Raw genomic sequence first — 20582 nt, 5'->3', positions numbered from 1 at the left:
GATGACTGGCCTGATCAAATCAATATGCGCGTTTGCCACTTTGCTCGCCATCGGCAATCTGCCGGTTGCTGAAGCAGCAACGATAACGCGTTTTACGCCGCAAGGTGAGATTGTTCAGATCCGGCAAGTCAGAGCAACTTTCTCAGAAGCAGCCGTAGCATTTGGCGACCCGAAAGCCGGGGAGCCATTTAACATCAAATGCAGTGGCGATGCCGTCAGCGGCAGTGGTCGGTGGGCTGATGAGCGTAACTGGGTTTATGATTTTACTCAGGATTTGCCGGTCGGTAGCCAGTGTTCATTTACGCTGAAAACTGAGTTTAAAACGAAGTCGGGTGCGGTGCTGACAGGTAAAACCGGTTTTCAATTCAATACCGGTGGGCCGGCAGTGGTACGCACCAATCCTTATGCACAATCGGATATTGAAGAAGAACAGATTTTCATCCTCCATCAGTCTGGCGCGGCCACTGAGGCTAGCCTGCGCCAGCATGTGTACTGCGAAATCGAGGGCATACACGAGCGGGTTCCGGTTAAATTTGTGACTGGCGAAACACGCAATCTGCTGCTCAAAGAGTTTGCCCAGAAAGCGGATGCCAATAAAATTTCGACTATTCAATGCCAGCAAAAATTTCCCGCTGAAGCCGGAGTGAAAATTGTCTGGGATAAGGGAATCGTCAGCACCAGCGGCATCGTCTCTACGCGTGCACAAAGCTTCCAGTTTAAAGTGCGCCCTGCATTCACCGCGAGTGTTTCTTGTGAACGTGAAAATGCCAACGCTGCGTGCACACCGATTTTGCCGATAAGAATGAATTTCAGCGCAGGTATACAGCGCAAGTTTGCTGAAAAAATCCTGCTAAAAAGTGCCAAAGTATCTGTAAAACCTGAATTGCCCAAAGAGAATGGTGAAGATCTGATTACCTATCTCAGTTTTAAACCACCTTTTGCTGAGAAATCTGAGCTGAGTATTGAGTTGCCGTCCGGTCTCAAGGACGATAGCGGCCGCAGTTTGTCAAATGCGGCACAGTTTCCATTCAAGCTGATGACTGCTGACTTCCCCCCGCTGGCGAAATTCCCGGCGGCGCCGTTCGGCATCGTTGAACTCAATGCCGACGCGACCTTGCCTGTGACCCTGAGAAACGTTGAAGCGTCATTAGTTGCACGTTCGGCGAATGGTAAAGTCGCCCCAGGTCAACTGGCAAATCTGAAAGTCGATGAAGATATCGCCATTATTGAATGGTTGAGTAAGCTGAATCGTTATCATGAGTCGACGATTAGTAAGAACAATCAATTGATAGAAACCCGCAGCATAGGATTGCTGAGTAAAGAAGCAAAAGCAAGCAAGTTGGACTTGCCGGCAACAAATACAGATAGTGTCCGGCCATTTGAAATTGTTGGTATTCCGTTTAAAGCGCCGGGTTTTTATGTACTTGAACTCGAGTCACAAAGATTAGGTGCTGCTCTGCTCGGTAAGCCCGCACCGATGTTTGTGCGCACCAGTGCCTTAGTCACGAATCTGTCAGTACATCTGAAATTTGGCAGGGAAAATGCGGCGGTCTGGGTCACCCGGTTGGATAACGGCAAGCCAGTGGCGAATGCAGATATACAGATTTCCGATTGCTTTGGTCGTTCCATCTGGAAAGGGCGATCTGATGTCAATGGCATAGCGATGCTGGCAAAGCCACTCAGCGGCTGTCAGAGCAATGAAGCGAGTGCTGAAGGTAAACGTGGCGAGTCAAAAATTAATGGCTATTTTGTGAGTGCGCGTAAGACGGATGAAAAAGGCCGTGCTGATATGGCCTTCGCATTATCGTCATGGAATAACGGTATCGAATCGTATCGTTTCAATTTGCCGACCGAGTTTAATACAAGCGCCTCGGTGAAAGCACACACGGTATTGGATCGCAGTTTATTCCGGGCCGGTGAAACGGTGTCCATGAAGCATTTGATTCGTGCCGAGACTATGCATGGTCTGGCTTTAGTCAAAGCAGAGCAATTGCCAAATCGTTTACGTATTGTGCATCAGGGAAGTAATCAGGAATTTCAGTTCCCCGTGGTTTGGAGAGGCCGCAATGCGGCTGAGAATACCTTCACAATTCCCGCGCAGGCAAAATTAGGTCGCTATGACATTATTCTTGACAAAGGGAACGTTAAACTGGCGACGACCAATGATGAAGGTGGTAACGAGGATTACCGATATAGTGATCAGACTTATTACACCGGTGGTTTCCGTGTTGAGGAATTCCGTCTGCCCTTGCTGCAAGGGCGTGTGATTCCGGCAAAAGGCCCGCACATCACGCCGAAAGAGTTGCCGCTGGGTCTGCAATTGAATTATCTGAACGGTGGCGGCGCATCAGGCTTATCGGTACAAGTGACCAGCCTGTTACGTAACCGTATGCTGCACTTCCCAGACTATGAGCAGTTCTCTTTTTATACCAATGACAGTAACGAAGATGAACAAAAAATCGTTGCGAACAAGCTTCCGGTTACGCTGGATAAAAACGGTAGTGGCAAAACAGTATTGAGCGCTTTGCCAGAGATACGGCGTCCGCGAGAGTTACTCACTGAAATGACCTATGCTGATCCGAATGGCGAAATACAGACGATCAGTAGCGTGATTCCGGTGTGGCCAGCGGCTGTCGTCGCCGGTATCAAAAATGAAGACTGGGTATCGGTAAAAAACAAAACCCGTTTTACTGCGATTGCACTTGATACCAATGGCAAGCCCATGTCTGACGTTCCGTTAGTCATTACAGGTATTGCGAGACACAATGATTCACATCGGCGTCGTATTGTCGGTGGTTTTTATGCGTATGAAAATGCAGAATCGAGCAAGGAATTAGGTCAGCTTTGTAAAGGCAAGTCTGACGCACGCGGCTTACTGATCTGCGAAGTTGAGATGACAGAATCCGGCAATATCGAATTGCAGGTCAAAGCTTCTGATAATCAGGGGCGGAGTTCTTATGCAAAAACCTCGCTCTGGGTTACAGGCAAAGGCGATGTCTGGTTTGACGGTGAGAATCAGGATCGCATGGATGTTTTGCCGGAGAAAAAACAGTATAAGGCTGGCGATGTTGCTAGCTTTCAGGTGCGCATGCCTTTCCGTTCAGCGACCGCATTGGTTGCGATTGAGCGTGAAGGCGTGATCGACACCATGGTAGTTGAATTGAATGGCCGGGATCCGACTATCCGGGTGCCGGTCAAAGCCAGTTATGGCCCGAACGTGTATGTGTCCGTGCTGGCAGTGCGGGGGCGTATGCGTGAAGTGCCGTGGTATTCCTTCTTCAGTTGGGGATGGAAAGAACCTCTCAATTGGTGGAGTGAATTCCGTGAGTATCAGGCGCCAGGTGCGACGGTTGATCTGGCGAAACCTGCGTATAAATATGGCATTACGGAAATCAATGTCGGTATCGCTGCGCAGCAACTCGCAGTAACAGTCAGCAGCGACAAGCCAGCGTATCCTATCCGCGCCACGTCTAAGGTCAGCATACAAGTCAGGCTGCCGGACGGTAAGCCTGCGGCCGGTGGTGAAGTCGCCATCGCTGCGGTGGATGAGGCATTACTGGAACTGCAGCCGAACGACAGCTGGAATGTACTGGCCGCGCTGTTGCAACGCCGTAGCTACGGTGTAGAAACAGCCACTGCGCAAATGCAGGTGATAGGGAAACGTCACTATGGCCGCAAAGCGGTTGCTGCCGGTGGTGGCGGGGGAAAATCACCGACCAGAGAGTTGCTTGATACGCTGTTGCTCTGGAAGCCTGCAGTACAGCTTGATGCCAATGGTCGGGCGCAGATTGATGTACCACTCAACGATGCCCTGACCAGTTTCCGGATTGTGGCTGTCGCGCAAAGTGGTGATGGCATGTTCGGTACTGGAACGACCAGCATCAAGGCAACGCAGGATCTGCAAATCGTCTCAGGATTGCCGCCGCTGGTGCGTGAAGGTGATCATTACAACGCAATGTTGACCGTACGTAACACAACAAGCCGTGCGATGAAAGTGATGCTGCAAGCGAAAACCAATGGTGCCGCAGCATTATTGCCAGCACAAGAATTACAGATACCGGTAGGCGAGGCACGTGAAGCAAATTGGATGGTTGAAGTGCCGCCGCTCGGTGCCGATGTGCAGAGCCAGCAATTGCAGTGGGAATTCAGTGCGCAGGAGCAGGGGGCAACTAATCAGGGGGCGAAAGATAGCCTGAAGTTTGTGCAAAAACTGATTCCTGCGACTCCGGTAACAGTACAACAAGCGACGCTGATTCAGCTTGATAAGCCTTTGACTTTACCGGTGGTCAAGCCCGCAGACGGTTTGCCTGGCAGGGGCGGTATCGCAGTTTCCTTCCTGCCCAGCCTGATCAGTGGTAGCGATGGTTTGCGCCGGTATTTTGAAAACTATCCGTACATCTGCCTGGAGCAAAAGACATCAAGAGCCATTGGTTTGCGTGATGCAGGAATGTGGCAGAAAGTCGTCAATGAATTGCCGACTTATCTTGATGCCGATGGTCTGGCGTATTACTACCCCCCAGCAGACAGTGGACAAAGGCTGGGCAGCGATACGCTGACTGCCTACCTTTTGTCGGCAACGCAGGAAGCGGGCTATGCGATACCCGAATCCCTCAGAGATAAGATGCTGCAAGGCTTGCAAGCTTTTGTCGAGGGTAAGATCACCCGTGATTTCTGGTCGCCGCGCAAGGATTTAGATGTACGTAAACTGGCGGCACTGGAAGCCTTATCCCGTTATAACCTGGTCCAACCAAGAATGCTGGGTTCGGTGCAAATCACGCCTAACCAATGGCCAACTGGCGCGGTGTTGGATTGGTATCTGATACTGCAAAGAAGCAGCACATTGCCACAACGGACTGTGGCAATGAAAGAAGCAGAACAGATCTTAAGCAGCCGCCTCAACTATCAGGGCACGCGCATGGGATTTTCCAATGAGCGCGATGATTACTGGTGGTGGCTGATGGGGAATAGCGACGTTAATGCAAATCGTTTATTGCTGGCGATGATAGATAATCCGGCCTGGCGTGATGATTTGCCTAAGATACTCAATGGTACATTGCAAAGACAGGTACGTGGGCATTGGATGACGACAACGGCGAATGTCTGGGGATTACTCGCACTGGAGAAGTTTTCGAAAAAATTCGAAGCTGAAAAAGTCAGTGGTTCCAGTCGCATCAGTTTGCAGCAAGCGGCAAATCCGGCATTGAATTCGCAAACATTTAACTGGCCAGCGAATGGAGGGGGTAAATTGTTGTTACCGTGGCCGCAGACAGTTGCTGCTGATACGAACCTGAAAGCGACGCATGATGGTAAAGGCAAGCCGTGGTTGCAGTTGCAAAGTCTGGCAGCCGTGCCATTGAAAACAGCGTTTTCCAGCGGTTACCGGATCACGAAAACGGTGACGCCTGTGGAGCAAAAACAAGCTGGAAAATATCAGCGGGGTGATATTTTGCGCGTCAACATCGATATTGATGCGCAAACGGATATGACGTGGGTGGTGGCAACCGATCCTATCCCCGCTGGCGCGACCTTGTTGGGCTCAGGTCTGGGGCGCGATTCTGCGATTGCGACTGCTACTGAGCGCAACTCTGGACAGGCGTGGCTGGCATATGAAGAGCGTAGTTTTGACAGTTTCAGAAGTTACTATCAGTTTGTTCCTAAAGGTAAATTCAGTATGTCTTACACGGTCAGACTGAATAATGCAGGTGAATTTCATCTGCCATCAACCAGAGTCGAGGCTATGTATGCGCCGGAGATGTTTGGTGAGTCGCCAAATGCCTTGATGATAGTGAAGTGAAACGGTTTTTATCTTTATCCCGACTGAGGCAATTGTTCTCCGGCAGCGTTAAGGTGCCTGATTTTGCAGGAAATATTTTGCGTCAGTTCGTTTATTGGCTGAGTGCATTGCTGTTGTTATGCAGTGGCAATGTTTATGCGGTGGTCAGCTATCAGGATGTCAAAGCGCGGTATTTATCCTCAGATGCCGTGTTGCTCGACAGGCACGGCGTTATTCTTCAGCAGATGCGGGTGGATGCCAGAGAGCGCAAACTGGCATGGGTCAGTCTGGAAGATATTTCTCCTGCACTCAGAAGCGCGCTGATCGCATCCGAAGACAAACGTTTTTATCAGCATTCCGGCGTTGACTGGAATGCGGTAGCCGCATCCGCCTGGGGGAACTTATGGAATACGAAAACACGCGGCGCGTCCACCATCACGATGCAACTGGCTGGTTTGCTGGAAGAAGATTTACGGCGTCGGTCTTCCGCCCGCAGCACCTCGCAGAAAATTTCTCAGGCTATTGTTGCGCAATGGCTGGAGCGTCAGTGGCGTAAAGATCAGATTCTGGAAGCTTATCTGAATCTGGTGCCATTTCGCGGCGAAATCGTTGGTGCGCATGCACTCGCAAGAGTGATGTTCGGCAAGCATCCGAGTGGCATAGATCAGATTGAAGCAGCCATTGCCGTTGCGCTGATACGCGGTCCGAACGCCAGTGTCAGCAAGGTCAGTGAACGGGCTTGCCATATCCTGCGCGAGCAAAAACACCCTGAGTTCTGTGTCAATCTGGAAGGGCAGACTGCGCTGGCTTTTTCTCATCTGAGCGGTAAATCAGGTGTGGCAACCAACAGCATGTACACGACGACCCAGAACGGATTAAATCTCGCGCCGCATTTTGCCCGCAGAGTCCTGACGGCGGATGCACGTCGCGTCACATCGACGCTGGATGCACGTTTGCAGGCGTATGCGAAAGACAGTTTGACTCGCCAGTTATCGGCCTTAGTCGATCGTAATGTCGAGGACGGCGCTATCCTTGTTCTGGATAACGCCAGTGGCGATGTTCTGGCATGGGTGGGTTCCAGCGGTAGCTTATCCGATGCCGCCCATGTCGATGGTGTAGTCGCACTGCGCCAGGCTGGTTCTACCCTCAAACCATTTTTGTATGAGCTGGGCTTGGAAAAGCGTCTGATCACAGCGGCCTCGGTCATTGATGATACGCCGGTCAATCTGACGACAAGCAACGGCTTATATATTCCGCAGAATTACGATAAGCACTTTAAAGGACTGGTCAGTGCGCGGACGGCATTGGCGTCTTCACTGAACATTCCTGCCGTCAGGATGTTGATCAGCATTCAACCGGAAGTGTTTTTCAGACGTTTGCAAGCGCTGGGTTTGCAACTGCGTGAATCGGGCGATTATTACGGTTACAGCCTCGCGTTAGGCAGTGCTGATGTCAGTTTGCTGAGTTTGACGAATGCTTATCGTAGTCTGGCGAATCAGGGAAGTTTTAGTGCTCCTCGATACAGAAATACCGACCCACGCCCATCGTCAGTGAGAGTGATGGATACAGCTGCATCCTATATAGTGAACGACATATTGAGTGACAGAGCAGCGCGGGCCATGACATTCGGATTAGAAAACGCATTGGCAACACGAGTCTGGAGTGCCGTCAAAACCGGTACGTCGAAAGATATGCGTGATAACTGGTGCATAGGATTTTCTGAGCGTTACACCGTGGGGGTTTGGGTGGGGAACGCTTCCGGCGCGCCTATGTGGGATGTTTCCGGTGTCACCGGTGCGGCACCGGTCTGGCAGGAAATCATGCACTATCTGCACAAAGATAGTCAGCCGGTCAGGGCAGGGAAACGCCTATTGCCCGACGGTGTTGAGCAACGTCACATCAGTTTTTCTGACGAGATTGAAGCCGCCAGAAATGAGTTGTTTTTAAAAGGAACAGCGCAGGACAAGATTGTGCGTGCGCATTCAGATCAGATACAGACAAAAATAACCTATCCCAAATCGGGGATGATCGTCGCTGTCGATCCGGATATTCCGCCGGAACGGCAGCGCATGCGCTTTGTCTCTGCGGGGGATGGGCAGGTGCTGGTGTTGGATGGACAACGTTTAAAAACAATGACTATCATCAGTCCGCAGCAAGAGAAAACCTCAAGGTATGACTGGTTTCCTATTCCCGGCAAGCATGTGCTGAGTTTGCTGACGCCTCAGGGATTGTTGCTGGATCAGGTCGGTTTTGAAGTGCGTGGCGCAACGCTGGTCGCGAATAAAAAAACGGGCCAACGCTAGTTGACCCGTTCATCTTTGTTAATGCGCACCACTTGCATCAACCGGTGCCGACGATTTTTTTGGCTTGGTCAACCAGACCAGCGCGATCAGGCCGAGAAACATAAACGCTGACAGATAAAAAATATCTGTTGCGGCCATGGTGCTGGCTTGTACGCTGATGGTTCTGTCCAGAACCGCATACGCAGCGTGGTCAGACATTCCTTGCTGCGTCAGGCCTTGCATACTCTGCACGAATACCGGTGAAGCGTAGCCGGTGCTTTCAGTGATGTGCGCGTGATGCATCGTGCTGCGACTATCCCACATCGTCGTCATAATTGAGGCGCCCATACCACCGCACATAATCCGGACAAAGTTGGACAGGCCGGATGCAGCGGGAATTTTTTCCGGTGGCTGACCAGATAAGATGATCGATGTCAGTGGAATAAAGAACATCGACATTGCCGCCCCCTGAATCAGCGTTGGAATCATCAGCGACATCGTATCGACTTCCGTGTTGAAGCGAGCTCTGAGGAAAAAAACCAATGCAAATCCCAAAAATGCGAGCGATGCGACCCGGCGGGCATCCACCTTCGGTAAAATTTTCCCGATAATAGGTGACAATAAAATCGCAAAAATACCAACCGGTGCCATGACTTTGCCTGCTTCAGTCGCGGTGTACGATAACTGGGTTTGCAACCACAGCGGCATAATAACGAGGCTGCCGAAAAACAGGCCATAGCCAACAGAAATAGCAACGACACCCGCGGAAAAATTTCGTCCTTTGAACAAAGATAAATCAACGACGGGATGGTCTTGCCCTTTTTCCCAGATGATGAAGTAAATCAGTCCAACGGCGGCAATCACGGTCAGTAAAATGATTTCACCAGAATTGAACCAATCGAGTTCCTTGCCTTTATCCAGCATCAGTTGCAAAGCGCCGACCCAGATCACCAGCAGAAACAGACCAACCTTATCAATCGGCAACGCCCTGATGGTTGATTCTCTCTTATGGTAAATCGACCATGTCGCCCAAGCAGTAAATAGCCCGACTGGAATGTTGATATAGAAAATCCATGGCCAGGTGTAATTATCTGAAATCCAGCCACCAAGCAGAGGCCCCATAATCGGTGCAACCAGCGTCGTCATGCCCCATAGCGCAAGCGCCATTGAACTCTTGGCCGGGGTGTAACTCGATAACAGCAAGGATTGGGACAGTGGAATCATCGGGCCAGCAACCGCACCCTGCAAAATACGCGCCGCGATCAGTGTCTCGATATTCGGTGCGATACCACACAGCCAGGACGACAACACGAATAATAATATCGATGTCATGAACAATCTGACTTGCCCGAACTGTGTGGTCAGCCAGCCCGTTAACGGAACCGAGATCGCATTGGCGACGGCAAACGATGTGATCACCCAAGTGCCTTGTTGCGGTGATACGCCAAGGTTGCCTGAAATGGCAGGAATCGACACGTTGGCAATCGACGAATCAAGTACATTCATGAACACCGCCAGCGACAGGGCAAGTGTTCCCATTGCCAACTGTGCACCTTTCAGCGGCGGATGCGCTGCATGAGCAGCGCGGGATGCAGTACTCATTACTTTGCCTTGGCGTTAGCCGTATTTGCTGTGGATAAATTAGCGTTGATAATCGAAGCGATGCGTTGCTCAACATCTTTGCCGTTTTGTTCAAATACGCTGGTCTGATATGCAGGTGTGGTGCGGGCTGCCGCATTTGCCGTGACCGGTGCTCCTTGTTGCTGAGAGATATTGACCTGTACCTGCATGGAAACCCCGATGCGCAACGGATGTGCTTCCAATTCTTTCGGGTCAAGAGAGATACGCACGGGAACACGTTGCACCACTTTAATCCAGTTGCCACTGGCGTTTTGTGCGGGCAGTAATGCAAACGCAGAGCCTGTACCCGCAGACAGCCCAATGACTTTTCCGTGATATTCGACGTCGCTGCCATACAGATCTGAATGTAAAGTCACATCCTGGCCTATGTGCATATGGGCTAACTGTACTTCTTTAAAGTTGGCATCGACCCACAGTGAATTCAAAGGAACGATAGACAATAACGGCGCTCCTGCATTGACACGCTGTCCGATTTGTACTGCGCGCTTCGCAATATAGCCGCTGACCGGGGCGGGTAAAGAGGCACGGTTATATGCCAGCATTGCTTCACGTACTTTAGTGGCAGCACGCAGCACATTCGGGTGCTGAGTGACGGTCGTATTTTCGGTCAGTGCACGGTTAGAGCTTAACTGTTCGCGCGTAGCCAGCAACGCAGCCTCTGCTGTTTTCAGCGCATTTTTAGCGTGTTCCAGTTCTTCGGTAGAAATTGCACCGGAGCTGAGTAAAGTCTGACGGCGCGCCAGATCGGATTTTGCCCGTTCAACATCCGTGCTGCGTACGTCGATATTCGCTTGCAGGCTGGCATTGTTAGCAAACAGCACCTTCACTTCACGCACAGTTTGTGCCAGTTGCGCTTCTGCTTGCTCCAACGCGACTTTGGCGTCTGTCTTGTCGAGTTCAATCAAAGGTTTTCCAGCTTGCACCAGTTCGGTATCGTCAGCATGAATCGCAACGACAGTGCCGGCAATCTGCGGTGTCACCTGGATGACGTTACCTGCTGCATACGCATCTTCAGTATGTTCAAAATTACGGGCAACCAGTGCCCACCATGCTCCGTACGCAATTGCGGCGATCACAATAACGGCGGTAACAACGAGCAGGCGGCCGCGGCGCTTGCTTTTGTCCGGTGCAGCTTCAATTGCAGGCGCGGTAGGGGGATTCGTGTTTTGTGCTGGAGCGTTCATTGCGCTGCCTCCGGTTTGTTAGGTGCTGTGAAATTGTTGGATGTTGAATTCGCCGATGCGATGCTTTCGGCCTTACTGTTATAGCCACCGCCGAGTGCTTTGATCAGATTAATCTGACTGTCCGTATGGCGAATAGCTATGTCCAGTGATAATTTTTGCTGCGCGAGCAGCGTCGTTTCTGCGGCTAATACAGGGAGCATGTTTGCGGTGCCTGCTTTTTGTCGTTGCTGTGCGAGTTGCAAGGCCGTTTTGGCTGCTTGTTCTGCGATGACCTGCTGTTTCGCTTGCGCTTCGCTGGTTTGCAAGATCTGCAATTGATCTGCAACCTCATGCAATGCATCTGTCAGACTCTGATTGTAAGTGGCAACAGCGACATCGTAGCCTGCGACTTTATTCTTCAATTGCGCGCGCAGACGACCGCCCTCAAAAATCGGCAGGCGTATTGTCGGCCCTACGCCGACGATACTGCTACCACTCTTGATAAAATTATCCAGACCCAGGCTGGATAAACCGGCAAATCCGACGATGTTGATGTTGGGGTAAAACTGATTTTTCGCCAGATCAATCTCGCTCTGACCAGCTTCGACACGCCAGCGTGCTGCAACGATATCCGGTCTTCTTGAAATTAATTCCAGTGGCAGATTGGCGGGAGCTGTCATCGCCATATTTGTCTGCAAACGAGGAGCAGGAATTTGCTGCCCGCGTTCTGGCCCTGCGCCTAGCAATGCAGCCAGTTGGTTGCGCGTTAAGGCGATGGCTTCTTTCCAGCTGATGATGTCGTTTTTGATACTGGAAATTTGCAACAAACTTTGTTGAATTTCAGATTTAGTTTCCAGTCCTGCTTTCAGCCTCTGTAACGTCAGCTGATCGATTTTTTCACGAACGGCAAGTTGTTGCTCGCTCAGCGCGAGTTGCTGATATTGGCGCGCCAGTTGCAACCAGCTACGGGCAATCGCACTACTCAATAGCAGCCGGGCGCTTTGTTTTTCTGCTTCAGCGACTTTTTCCTGGGAGACGGCGGTGCGCATTTCTGCGCTGTGTTTGCCCCAGAAATCAAGTTCATAGCTGGCATTCAGTGCCAACTGATTATTACTCTCGTAACTACCGGCCAGCGGCTTGGGGATCAGCCCGTGTTCGGTAAAGCGTTGGTAAGTGCTGTCCAGACTTGCGTTAACCGAGGGAAGGGTGTTGGCACTGACCGCAGCACTGACTGCCCGTGCCGCATTGATACGCGCGCTTGCTGCCTGCAGAGATGGGTTGTTGTTTAAGCCTGCATCAATCAAGGACTGCAGCTCTTGACCGCCAATCGCAACACCCCAGTCACTGGCCGGCCACAAGCCTTGCTGTTGCGCAAATATGCCGGAATTTCCTTCGTTAGCTATCGACTTGAGTTTTGACTGACTTTGTATGCCGTCAAAGCTGACACATGCAGAAAGCAGTGCCAGTACTCCGGCAGCAATCGCATGATAAGCAATATGCTTGCTGTTCATCTTGTTTATCTCAGGAGGTTTCATTTGGTTTGTATGTTCACAGTTGGTATCGCTGCTAATGAATTTAATTGCCTGTGCAATGATTATTTTGACGACTCTAACAAAGGGCGATTTGCGAGTGCCTTGCGCAACAGACACTTCAGAAAGCCAAGTTCTTCTTCTGAAAATCCAGTAAAACCGATGTTAAGAACTTCTTTGTAAAGAGGTGGCAGTTGTGCGGCCATTTCTTTGCCACTCGCGGTCAGTTCCAGCTTGAAAAGGCGTTTATCTGCCGGGTCTTGCGTTCTGAGCAGAAAACCCTTGGACTCGAGTTTATCCAGCGTTCTTTTCATTGCAGCCGAATCGATGAATAAGTCACGCGACAGATCCGCCGCAGTATGGCATTTACCGAGACCCAGCATTAAAAAAACACTGGCTTGTGAATGTGTGATACCACGCGAACGCAAAGCGCCATCAGCGGCGCGGGATAACATCGTTCTGGTTCTTGCGATCAGGTAACCCACGCTGTCTTCTACATGGCTTACATCAAACTGTAAGGAGGATTTTTCGTCAGTCATTTCATTAAACAATCATTGCTTAGGCAATAGTTTATCTCAGGTAAAAAATAATTGCTGGGCGTAAAAAAAGCGCTGCCGTGGCAGCGCTTGAAAAGTATCTTTGAATTATTTACAAAATTTCACTGGCGTGATCTGCCAGACGTGAACGTTCGCCGCGGGCTAAAGTCACGTGACCACTGTGTGACCATCCTTTGAAACGATCAACGACATAGGTCAGACCGCTGGAACCTTCGGTCAGATATGGCGTATCGATCTGCGCGATATTTCCAAGACAGATGATCTTTGTGCCTGGGCCAGCTCGCGTCACCAGAGTTTTTACCTGCTTCGGTGTCAGATTTTGCGCCTCGTCGATAATCAGAAATTTATTGACGAAGGTACGACCGCGCATGAAGTTCAGCGATTTGATCTTGATCTTCGAACGAATCAGATCCTGCGTGGCAGCGCGTCCCCAATCACCGGCATCATTGTCTGATTTATTCAGTACTTCGAGATTGTCGTCAAATGCGCCCATCCATGGAGACATTTTTTCTTCCTCGGTGCCTGGCAGGAAGCCGATGTCTTCACCAACAGGCACGGTGACACGGGTGACAATAATTTCGTTGTAGGTCTTGGTTTCCAGTACTTGCGCCAGACCTGCAGCGAGCGCGAGTAAAGTTTTACCAGTACCGGCCTGACCCAGCAGGGTGACGAAATCACATTCAGGATCCATCAGCAGATTCAGAGCAAAATTCTGTTCACGATTGCGGGAAGTGATACCCCAGACACTATTCTTCACATGGCCATAGTCGCGTAGAGTTTGCAGTACGGCGGTTTTACCGTTAATTTGTTTTACCTGGCCGTAAAATGAAGCCTCACCATTATTCGGTTCAAGATAAACAAACTGATTGACCATCAATGAGGGAATTACCGGGCCAGTGATACGGTAAAACGTGGTGCTGAGTCCGTTTCTGTTTTCTTGCCAGGTTTCTATACCTTTGCCATGTTTATTCCAGAAATCGTCAGGCAGCTGTACGATGCCGGAGTACAGTAAATCGCTGTCTTCCAGAACATGGTCATTGAAGTAGTCTTCTGCTGGCAAACCCAACGCACGCGCCTTAATACGCATGTTGATGTCTTTTGACACCAGTACGATAGGGCGCCCTGGAAATTCCTGTTCCAGTGCCTGTACGACGCCAAGAATCTGATTATCCGCTTTTCCTTGCGGCAGGCCGCGCGGCAACTCTCCGACTTGCAGCTTGGTCTGAAAATACAGATGACCCTTTGCTTCTTTATTGCCTAACTTGGATAAGGGAATCCCTTTTTCTATATCCTGATGGTCGATGTCACCAACCAGCGCATCGAGAGAACGCGAAATCTGGCGCGCATTGCGCGCAACTTCCGACATCCCTTTCTTATGATCATCAAGCTCTTCCAGCGTGATCATAGGCAGGTAAATGTCATGTTCCTCAAAGCGGAATAAAGACGTAGGATCATGCATCAGGACATTGGTATCGAGTACAAATAGCTTGATGATTCCTGATTTGTCTGCAGCACGGCTGATACTCGATTTAACGCGGATATCAGGAATTTTTGCTTCGGTAACACTGGTAGTCGCTGGCGTAGCAATCTTCGCTGCTGTCGGTGCTGGTGCCGGTATTCGGGTCGCTTTGGCCGGTGCTGTTTTTTGCGTTGAACGAGGGCCGGCTTTTTGGGTGGCAACAGGTGTCTGCGCTTTCTTCGCAGTGGCTGCCTGATTTTCAGCGGCTCTGGTTTTTTCAGTGTGGGCGACTTTTACCGCTTTACTTGGCTTACCTGATTCCGCTTTTGGGTAGTCTTTTGGTGACAATAATGCTGCGGGTTTGGTCGGCATTTTTGGTAATGGCATGAATACCTCAATCAAAAAGTGAGAGCTGTAAAATCAAAAAGCCGCTGTGGCGACCCCAGCTGATTGCTGGTTTTGCCCCTGGCGGCTTCTAAGTATAGAAAATTGGTAGAGTTCAATTAGGTTTTTGCGCTCACGAATTCAAGTACTTCATCAACGTGTCCTGCTACTTTGACACCTCTCCATTCTTTCACTAATTTACCTGTGGAGTCAATCACAAATGTGCTGCGCTCTATGCCGCGAGCCTGTTTGCCGTACATGTTTTTCATTTTCATGACGTTAAACAGCAAACACAAGGTTTCGTCAGGATCAGATATCAGTTCAAATGGCAGATCGAGTTTCTTCTTGAATCCTTCGTGCGAACGCAAGCTATCCCGGCTGATGCCAAAAATTTCTGTGTTTGCTGATTCAAATTGTGGATATAAATCACGGAAAGCAATGCTTTCGGTGGTGCAACCCGGGGTGTTGTCTTTGGGGTAGAAATAAATCACCAGATTTTTACCCGCGTAATTACTTAAGTGAAATTCCTTGTCGCCTGTCATGGCAGCAGAAAATTCTGGCACCTGGCAATTCAAAGCGGAAAGCGTGTCAGCCACTGTAATCTCCTTGGTTAGTGGTGGAGAAGGTGTTGCTGGCAGACTATATCAGGGCAACCAGTTCTCCGGATCTTCCAGGTAAGCTGGCCCATGAAAGGGGATATGTCGGCAATTCTTTATCTTTGATAACGTTAAAATAGTCAGCCATAGATATGCAACGATAACCTTGCTTATGCCAGCCTGTCAGCAATTCCTCGAATATGGGGGCGAGTTTTTGCCCTTCAAGTTCTGCATGTAAGGTAAATACATGGTCTCGCAGATTTTTTGTCAGATCCAGTATGTGTGCTGCAATTGTCGAACTGGTCAGCTCCTGACCGTTCACTGTTCGTCCCAGCAATTCATCCAGCGTAGGCAGGGTTGTCGGCATTTGTATGCATGACTTTACCTCGTTACCTACTTTTAAACGGTAAGGGCCTGCTTCTGGATTTGCAAGGCTGCCATCGTCAGTCAACATGGCGCGGCCATCAGAAGCGTATCGCATTCCAAATTGATCAAGCTGGGCAAATGCGTGTGCATTCATTTGCCAGCCAGCAGCTCCGTGCGTTGCTGGTGTGTGGCCAAAAATCTGCTGAAATTTCTGCTGCGCTTGTTGCATCTGGCTGCATGTCCAGTCTTTGCCGCGCTGCCGGACATTGTCATGCCAGACGACGTGATCCCAGGTGTGGATGCCACACTCAAAACCGGCATCAGCAACCGCACGCATTTCTGCCGTGCAGTTACCGATGTCCGGCGCAGGTAAGAGCACGCCATACATCAGGGTTTTGATGCCGTAATGTTCTACGACTGAAGTACGGGAAACCTTTTGAAAAAAACCCGGGCGAAATGCCCGGCGCAACGCCCAGCCGGTATGATCTTTTCCCAGTGAAAACAGAAAAGTTGCTCCGGCCTGATGTTGCTTAAGTATCCGCACCAGATTCGGTACACCTTCCTTCGTGCCGCGAAAGGTGTCGACGTCGATTTTGAGAACGATGTTCGGCATGCTGATCCGTATCAGTCCATCAACGAACGTGCTTCAGCGACTTGCGAACGATAAGCATCAAAAATATTGCGCATCGTATCTTTCATGTCAGTCGTTGGCGCCCAGCCCAATTCTTCGCAAGTATTGGTGATTTTTGGAACGCGATTTTGTACGTCCTGATAACCTGCACCGTAGTAAGCGCCGGATGTCGTTTCAGTCAGTTGTACTTTTTTCGCTGTTTCTGAGTATTCAGGATACTCGGCAGCGAGTGTCAGCATCATGTGGGCGAGTTCACGAATCGAGTAATTGTTGGATGGATTACCGATGTTGTAAATTTTGCCGGACGCGACACCATTTTTGTTATCGATGATGCGCATCAGAGCGTCGATACCGTCGTCGATATAAGTGAATGCACGTTTTTGCGCGCCACCGTCTACCAGCGAAATATTCTCGCCGCGAACAATGTGACCGAAGAACTGCGTCACTACGCGTGAGCTGCCTTCTTTTGGTGTGTGAATATTGTCCAGGCCCGCACCGATCCAGTTGAACGGGCGGAATAAGGTAAAGTTCAGACCTTCCATGCCATAGCCCCAGATCACGCGATCCATCAGTTGTTTCGCGCAAGAGTAAATCCAGCGTGGCTTATTGATTGGGCCGCAGATCAGTTCTGATTCTTCTGGATCGAATTCTTCATCGTGACACATGCCATACACTTCAGAAGTCGAAGGGAAGACCAGGTGCTTACCGTATTTCGCAGCCGAACGCACGATAGGCAGGTTGGCTTCAAAGTCCAGTTCAAATACGCGCAGCGGTTGTTTCACGTAAGTGGATGGTGTCGCGATCGCGACCAGCGGCAGAATGACGTCGCATTTTTTCACATGATATTCGACCCATTCTTTATTGATGGTGATATCGCCTTCAAAAAAGTGCATGCGCGGATGGTTGATCAGGTCGCCCAGACGCTCGGTTTGCATATCCATGCCGTAGACTTCCCAGTCTGTCGTTTCCAGAATACGTTTGGACAGATGATGACCGATAAAACCGTTCACGCCGAGAATGAGGACTTTTTTCATGGTGAGTTCTTCTTAAATGTAAATGTTGGGCTATGCCGTATGACGCAGTCTGATTGTGATCAGGCTGCCCCTGTCAATTGCTTCAATTCGTTGACCGGGATAGGTTTTCCATCGCAGTGCAATTCAATTATGCGCAATGCTTTACCATCGCCGCATACGCCAAGGGCGACATTATCTACTACATGCAAGCCTGTCGGCAAATTTCCGGTCGGTAAATTGGTTAAACGTGCTTTTTGAATAATGAAATGATGCCCTAACTGCTCGAAAAATGCCCCCGGATAAGGTGGTGCGACAGCACGGTGCAGGTTATATACCTGTTGTGCCGACTGCGACCAGTCTATCCGGCCATCTTCAGGTTTGCGGCCACCGAAATAACTGCCTTCGCTGAGTTTGTTTTCTAATGCTTTATATTCGCCACTGATCAGACCAGGCAGCGCATACCAGAGTGTCTGCTCAGCAGCGACAGTTAATTTTCCGAACACTTCATAGGCAGTGTCATCCGGGAGGATGGGCACGGCTGTCTGCGCAATAATTTTGCCGGCATCCGGTTTGGCCGCCATTTCATGCAAGGTGGCGCCCGTTTCCGTTTCGCCGTGCAGGACCGCCCAGTTAACCGGGACACGTCCACGGTATTTCGGCAATAAAGAACCGTGCAGATTGTAGGCGCCGCGTTTGGCCTGCGCGAGCAGATCCAATGGCAACATGTGGCGATAATAAAAGCTGAAAATGAAGTCAGGCGCTATCGTAGCGATACGTTGCGCCAGGTCGGCGGATTTAGGATCTGCAGGCGTGATGCTTTCGATGCCGTGTTCCTGGCATAAAGCGGCGACGGATTCAAACCAGATCGTTTCTGCCGGATTGTCTTCGTGCGTGACGACCAGAGCGATATGTACGCCGCGGGCGAGCAGGGTTTTAATGCTGCGTACACCGACGTTGTGGTAGGCAAAGACGACGGCAGTGGGCTGGGAACTCATGTCAGTTTTCCTTCGCTGCACTAGCAGGCAGATCTTGCAAAATCGTTTGCACCACGTAACGCGGGCGACCTCGTACTTGCTGATAAATGCGCCCGATGTATTCGCCAAGCAAGCCTATGCCAAACAAAATCACACCCATCAGGAAAAAAGCGATGGCGAACAAGGTGAACAGCCCTTCGGCTTCCGCGCCGAAAACGAAACGGCGTATCAGCAGCAACGTCACCAAACCACCCGAAAGCACCGATAGCAACATACCGAGCACAGAAAATATCTGCAAAGGCATGATGGAAAAACCGGTCATCAAGTCGAAATTCAGACGTATCAGACTGTACAGTGAATACTTGGATTCGCCCGCTGCACGCTCTTCATGTTCAACCACGATTTCTGTTGGTTTGCGTGAGAAGGTGTAGGCGAGGGCAGGTACGAAGGTGTTAACTTCGCTGCATTGATTAATCAGATCAATCACGTTACGACCATAGGCGCGCAGCATATTGCCCTGATCAGTGATTTTGATGCGGGTGATTTTTTCGCGCAAGCGGTTCATTGCTTTCGACGCATAGGTGCGCCATGCAGAATCCTGACGCTTACGCCGTATTGAGCCCACATAGTCATAACCTTCACGCATTTTGTCGACCAGCGCGCCGATTTCTTCCGGAGGATTTTGCAAGTCAGCATCCAGCGTGACCACGATCTCGCCACGTGTGACTTCAAAGCCTGCCAGAATCGCCATGTGCTGGCCGTAATTGCCATTGAATAGCACGACGCGCGTGACGTCGGGGCGAAGGCGGAACTGGTCGGATAACATCGCCGCGGTGTTGTCGCGGCTGCCATCGTTGACGAAGACAATTTCATAGCTGATGCCGCGCGCCGCCAGCGTATCGAGAGCGGGATAAAGGCGGCTGAACAACTTGGCGAGGCCTGCTTCTTCGTTGTAAACAGGAATGACCACTGATAGTTCGGGTTTCATCATAAGGCGTGCCAGATTCAAAGAAGGCGGGATTTTACCGCAGACACGACGCGTTCGACATCGGCTTTTGTCATGGCAGGGAACAATGGCAAGGTCACGATCTGACTACCGACACGTTCTGCAATCGGAAACATGCCTTCTTTGAAGCCACGGGCGCGATACATGGTGAATAAATGAATTGGACGATAGTGGTAGCCGAGGCCAATCTTCACATCCAGCATTTGCTGCATGAAGACCGCGCGGTTCACACGTTCTGGCAGCACAATATGGAACATGTGCCAGTTGGAGTCGGTGAAATCTGCTACCGGCAACTCGGCTCCCGTTTGTGCTTCAAAATCAGGGCCGAACTGCTCGAAATAATATTGAGCGAGTTCTTTACGCTTGGCATTGAATTCCGCCAGATGCTTCATCTGACCGAGGCCAATGGCTCCAGCGATGTCGGTCATATTGAATTTTCCGCCCAGCAAATCAACGTCAATCCCATCAATGCCGCTGCGGGTCACGCCTTGCAAACGATATTTTTCGGCAAGGCGTGCTTCTTCTGCGTTGTTCAAGACCAGGCAGCCACCTTCGCCGGTCATGATGTTTTTGTTGACCTGAAAGCTGAACGACACAAAATCGCCAAACGAACCTATGCGTTTCCCTTTCCAGGTTGAGCCGATTGCCTGTGCCGCGTCTTCAACCACGCGCAAATGATATTTGTCGGCAAGTTCGTAGAGCTTATCCATGTCGCAAGGCAAGCCGCACATATGCACGGGAATAATCGCTTTGGTGCGTGGCGTGATCGCAGCCTCGACCCGGTTCAGATCGATGTTATGCGTTTTTGGATCGATATCGACAAACACTGGCGTCGCACCAGTTTCAATAATCACGCTGGCCGTGGCGACCCATGAATTTGGCGTCGTGATCACCTCATCACCAGCGCCGATACCGGCGATGCGCAGAGCGATTTCCATGGTGCAGGTACCGGAGTTGAAAGTACGTACCGGACGACCGCCAAAGTATTCAGATAACTGTGCTTCCAATGCCTGCACTCTAGGCCCGCTGGCGAGCCAGCCGGAGCGCAATACTTCCGTGACAGCCGCAATGGTTTCTTCATCTATGCTGGGTTTGGTGAAAGGCAAAAATGCTAAAGAGTCGCTCATATTGATCCTTTAATTGCGTCTGAGACGCGTATGTACTGCATGTTTGGTACGTATTGATGCTGTATCAGTCTAATTATACTG

The 20582-nt window shown here is 50.4% G+C and carries 13 protein-coding genes; 2 read left to right on the top strand and 11 right to left on the bottom strand.

Annotation, left to right across the window (positions count from 1 at the left end):
* Position 1 precedes the first annotated feature (1 nt).
* Together H8K29_RS09930 and pbpC are read left to right on the top strand one after the other, a co-directional pair.
* Positions 2-5794 (top strand): alpha-2-macroglobulin, encoded by a 5793-nt coding sequence (locus H8K29_RS09930; RefSeq protein WP_186897443.1) that lies wholly within the window; start codon positions 2-4, stop codon positions 5792-5794.
* 74 nt (positions 5795-5868) lie between these two features.
* Positions 5869-8076, top strand: a complete 2208-nt coding sequence (gene pbpC / locus H8K29_RS09925) for a penicillin-binding protein 1C (RefSeq protein WP_370527165.1) — start codon at positions 5869-5871, stop codon at positions 8074-8076.
* 18 nt (positions 8077-8094) lie between these two features.
* Here pbpC and H8K29_RS09920 read toward each other — a convergent pair whose 3' ends face one another.
* The 11 genes from H8K29_RS09920 to H8K29_RS09870 all read right to left on the bottom strand — a co-directional run bounded on the left by H8K29_RS09920 (position 8095) and on the right by H8K29_RS09870 (position 20501).
* Positions 8095-9657 carry a DHA2 family efflux MFS transporter permease subunit gene (locus tag H8K29_RS09920; protein WP_186897442.1) on the bottom strand — a complete coding sequence of 521 codons (1563 nt, stop codon included), beginning with the start codon at positions 9655-9657 and terminating at the stop codon, positions 8095-8097.
* Positions 9657-10880, bottom strand: a complete 1224-nt coding sequence (locus H8K29_RS09915; protein ID WP_186897441.1) for an HlyD family efflux transporter periplasmic adaptor subunit — start codon at positions 10878-10880, stop codon at positions 9657-9659. The genes H8K29_RS09920 and H8K29_RS09915 overlap by 1 nt, the downstream gene beginning before the upstream one ends.
* The gene (locus H8K29_RS09910; protein ID WP_255423324.1) at positions 10877-12370 is read right to left on the bottom strand and encodes an efflux transporter outer membrane subunit; all 1494 of its coding nucleotides are present in this window, start codon (positions 12368-12370) and stop codon (positions 10877-10879) included. Before H8K29_RS09910 ends, H8K29_RS09915 begins: the two co-directional genes overlap by 4 nt.
* A gap of 83 nt (positions 12371-12453) precedes the next feature.
* The gene (locus tag H8K29_RS09905) at positions 12454-12927 is read right to left on the bottom strand and encodes a MarR family winged helix-turn-helix transcriptional regulator (protein ID WP_186897439.1); all 474 of its coding nucleotides are present in this window, start codon (positions 12925-12927) and stop codon (positions 12454-12456) included.
* A 109-nt stretch (positions 12928-13036) separates the two neighbouring features.
* The gene (locus tag H8K29_RS09900; RefSeq protein ID WP_186897438.1) at positions 13037-14791 is read right to left on the bottom strand and encodes a PhoH family protein; all 1755 of its coding nucleotides are present in this window, start codon (positions 14789-14791) and stop codon (positions 13037-13039) included.
* Positions 14792-14907: 116 nt separating this feature from the next.
* Positions 14908-15384, bottom strand: a complete 477-nt coding sequence (locus tag H8K29_RS09895; protein ID WP_186897437.1) for a peroxiredoxin — start codon at positions 15382-15384, stop codon at positions 14908-14910.
* A gap of 43 nt (positions 15385-15427) precedes the next feature.
* Entirely contained in the window at positions 15428-16363 is a 936-nt protein-coding gene (locus tag H8K29_RS09890; RefSeq protein WP_186883418.1) for a polysaccharide deacetylase family protein, read from the bottom strand.
* A gap of 11 nt (positions 16364-16374) precedes the next feature.
* Positions 16375-17415: a bifunctional UDP-4-keto-pentose/UDP-xylose synthase gene (locus tag H8K29_RS09885; RefSeq protein WP_186897436.1), complete on the bottom strand. Its 1041-nt coding sequence runs from the start codon at positions 17413-17415 to the stop codon at positions 16375-16377.
* 59 nt (positions 17416-17474) lie between these two features.
* Positions 17475-18389, bottom strand: a complete 915-nt coding sequence (locus H8K29_RS09880) for a formyltransferase (protein ID WP_186897435.1) — start codon at positions 18387-18389, stop codon at positions 17475-17477.
* Position 18390: 1 nt separating this feature from the next.
* On the bottom strand, positions 18391-19356 hold the full coding sequence (locus H8K29_RS09875; protein WP_186897522.1) for a glycosyltransferase: 966 nt from the start codon (positions 19354-19356) through the stop codon (positions 18391-18393).
* A gap of 17 nt (positions 19357-19373) precedes the next feature.
* A complete protein-coding gene (locus tag H8K29_RS09870; protein ID WP_186897434.1) occupies positions 19374-20501 on the bottom strand; it encodes a DegT/DnrJ/EryC1/StrS aminotransferase family protein in 1128 nt (375 codons plus the stop codon).
* Between the last annotated feature and the right edge of the window lie 81 nt (positions 20502-20582).

It is taken from the genome of Undibacterium sp. CY21W, assembly GCF_014284265.1.
GTDB classification, from domain to species: Bacteria; Pseudomonadota; Gammaproteobacteria; order Burkholderiales; family Burkholderiaceae_D; genus Undibacterium; species Undibacterium aquatile.
Note: the sequence above shows the minus strand (reverse complement) of the source record. Positions and strands in the feature narration are given on the sequence as shown.

Excerpts from the sequence above, each read along its gene's own strand:
- H8K29_RS09920 (WP_186897442.1), bottom strand. The coding sequence starts at position 9,657 with ATGAGTACTGCATCCCGCGCTGCTCATGCAGCGCATCCGCCGCTGAAA.
- H8K29_RS09870 (WP_186897434.1), bottom strand. The coding sequence starts at position 20,501 with ATGAGCGACTCTTTAGCATTTTTGCCTTTCACCAAACCCAGCATAGAT.
- H8K29_RS09890 (WP_186883418.1), bottom strand. The coding sequence starts at position 16,363 with ATGCCGAACATCGTTCTCAAAATCGACGTCGACACCTTTCGCGGCACG.
- H8K29_RS09900 (WP_186897438.1), bottom strand. The coding sequence starts at position 14,791 with ATGCCATTACCAAAAATGCCGACCAAACCCGCAGCATTATTGTCACCA.
- H8K29_RS09915 (WP_186897441.1), bottom strand. The coding sequence starts at position 10,880 with ATGAACGCTCCAGCACAAAACACGAATCCCCCTACCGCGCCTGCAATT.
- H8K29_RS09885 (WP_186897436.1), bottom strand. The coding sequence starts at position 17,415 with ATGAAAAAAGTCCTCATTCTCGGCGTGAACGGTTTTATCGGTCATCAT.
- H8K29_RS09930 (WP_186897443.1), top strand. The coding sequence starts at position 2 with ATGACTGGCCTGATCAAATCAATATGCGCGTTTGCCACTTTGCTCGCC.
- H8K29_RS09875 (WP_186897522.1), bottom strand. The coding sequence starts at position 19,356 with ATGAAACCCGAACTATCAGTGGTCATTCCTGTTTACAACGAAGAAGCA.
- H8K29_RS09910 (WP_255423324.1), bottom strand. The coding sequence starts at position 12,370 with ATGAACAGCAAGCATATTGCTTATCATGCGATTGCTGCCGGAGTACTG.
- H8K29_RS09880 (WP_186897435.1), bottom strand. The coding sequence starts at position 18,389 with ATGAGTTCCCAGCCCACTGCCGTCGTCTTTGCCTACCACAACGTCGGT.
- H8K29_RS09905 (WP_186897439.1), bottom strand. The coding sequence starts at position 12,927 with ATGACTGACGAAAAATCCTCCTTACAGTTTGATGTAAGCCATGTAGAA.